This is a genomic window from Gordonibacter pamelaeae 7-10-1-b, from assembly GCF_000210055.1.
Taxonomy (GTDB): Bacteria; Actinomycetota; Coriobacteriia; order Coriobacteriales; family Eggerthellaceae; genus Gordonibacter; species Gordonibacter pamelaeae.
Genome location: NC_021021.1, coordinates 575,821 through 577,792, shown reverse-complemented (window position 1 = coordinate 577,792; position 1,972 = coordinate 575,821). Strand labels below are relative to the sequence as shown.

At 70.0% G+C, this 1,972-nt stretch carries 3 protein-coding genes; all 3 read left to right on the top strand.

Annotation, left to right across the window (positions count from 1 at the left end):
- The coding region (gene lepB, locus GPA_RS02720) for a signal peptidase I (protein ID WP_041238868.1) at positions 1 to 365 on the top strand (365 nt) is incomplete at its 5' end.
- Between the two features lie 66 nt (positions 366 to 431).
- On the top strand, positions 432 to 1,394 hold the full coding sequence (locus GPA_RS02715) for a glycine--tRNA ligase subunit alpha (RefSeq protein WP_015538864.1): 963 nt from the start codon (positions 432 to 434) through the stop codon (positions 1,392 to 1,394).
- On the top strand, positions 1,387 to 1,972 hold a 586-nt coding region (locus GPA_RS02710; protein WP_041238867.1), incomplete at its 3' end, for a glycine--tRNA ligase subunit beta. The genes GPA_RS02715 and GPA_RS02710, both read left to right, overlap by 8 nt.

Here is a 1,972-nt window from a genome sequence, read left to right as displayed (position 1 = left end):
GCGACCCCGAGCCCGGCGACATCGTGACGTTCCAGGACCCGGAGATCCCCGGCCGCGTGCTCATCAAGCGCTGCATCGCGGTGGGCGGCCAGACGGTCGACCTCGTGGACGGGCGCGTGGTGGTGGACGGCGTGGCGCTCGACGAGCCCTACACCCGGGGCCTCCCCTCCGAGCCGCTCAAGACGGCGCTCGGCGTGGAGGTGTCCTACCCCTACACCGTGCCCGCGGGGCACCTGTGGGTCATGGGGGACAACCGCACGAACTCCGACGACTCGCGCTACTTCGGCGCTATCGACGAGGACACGCTCACCGGACGCGCCGCGCTCGTGTACTGGCCGTTCAGCAACTTCGGCCTGCTGGACTAGCAGGCCCGCACCAGGGATCGAAGCCGCCTCGCGCGACTGCATAGGATAGGGAAGACAAGGAGAGCCATGCCAACCGAAACCGAGCCTGCCGCCCGCGCGGCGGGGCAGGCGGCCGCCGAGGCGCTGCCGCCCACGTTCCAAGACGTCATCATGAGCCTGCAGCGCTACTGGGCGGGCGCGGGCTGCGTCATCCTGCAGCCCTACGACAACGAGGTGGGCGCCGGCACGAACGCCCCGGCCACCACGCTGCGCTCGCTGGGCCCCGACACGTGGCGCACCGCCTACGTGCAGGGCTGCCGCCGCCCCACGGACGGCCGCTACGGCGAGAACCCGAACCGCACGCAGCACTACTTCCAGTTCCAGGTGCTCATGAAGCCCTCGCCCGACGACATCCAGGAGCTGTACCTGGGGTCGCTGCGCGCCATCGGCATCGACGTGGACGCGCACGACGTGCGCTTCGTGGAGGACGACTGGGAGAGCCCGACGCTCGGCGCGTGGGGGCTGGGCTGGGAAGTGTGGATCGACGGCATGGAGGTGACGCAGTTCACCTACTTCCAGCAGGTGGGCGGCTTCGAGTGCAACCCCGTGCCCGTGGAGATCGCCTACGGCCTGGAGCGCCTGACCATGTTCGTGCAGGGCGTGGACTCCATGTTCGACATCGTGTGGAGCCGCGGCGCCGACGGCGTCACGTTCACCTACGGCGACGTGTACCTGGAGAACGAGCGCCAGTACTCCACGTTCAACTTCGAGGTGGCCGACACCGACTTCCTGTTCCAGGAGTTCAACGACCGCGAGGAGGAGTGCAAGCGCACGCTCGCGGCGAACCTGCCGCTGCCGGCCTACGACAGCGTGCTCAAGTGCTGCCACACGTTCAACCTGCTGGACGCCCGCGGCGTCATATCGGCCACGGAGCGCATGGCCTACATCCTGCGCGTGCGCACGCTGGCGAAGGCCGTGTGCGCGAGCTACATGGAGCACGTGGTGGGCATGAAGCCCGCTGAGGAAGGGGAGGAGGCAAACCGTGGCTAGCCTGCATACGCTCGCCTTCGAGATAGGCACCGAGGAGATTCCCGCGTTCGACCTGCACAAGGCCACGGCACAGCTGGAGAAGCTCGTGCCCGAGGCGCTCGACGCCGTGCGCATCCCGCACGGGGCCGTGTCCGTGCACACCACGCCCCGCCGCCTCATCGTGCTGGCGGAGGACGTGGCCGACGAGACCGAGGCGCTCCAGGAGGTGTTCCGCGGCCCGTCCGCCAAGATCGCGTTCGACGCCGAGGGCAAGCCGACGAAGGCCGCCATCGGCTTCGCGCGCGGCAAGGGCCTGGACGTGGACGCGCTCGAGCGCCGCGAGGAGAACGGCGTCGAGTACGTGTTCGCCGAGCGCAGCGTGCCCGCCCGCGACGTGGCGGAGCTCCTGCCCGGCGTGCTGGAGGGCGTGATCACCGGCATCTCCTGGCCGAAATCGTGCCGTTGGGGCACCCGCGGCGAGTACTTTTCGCGCCCGGTGCGCTGGCTCGTGGCCCTGCTCGACGAGCGCGTGGTGCCCGTGGAGTTCGCGGGCCTCACGGCCGGCAGGCTCACGCGCGGCCACCGCTTCCTGGCCCCCG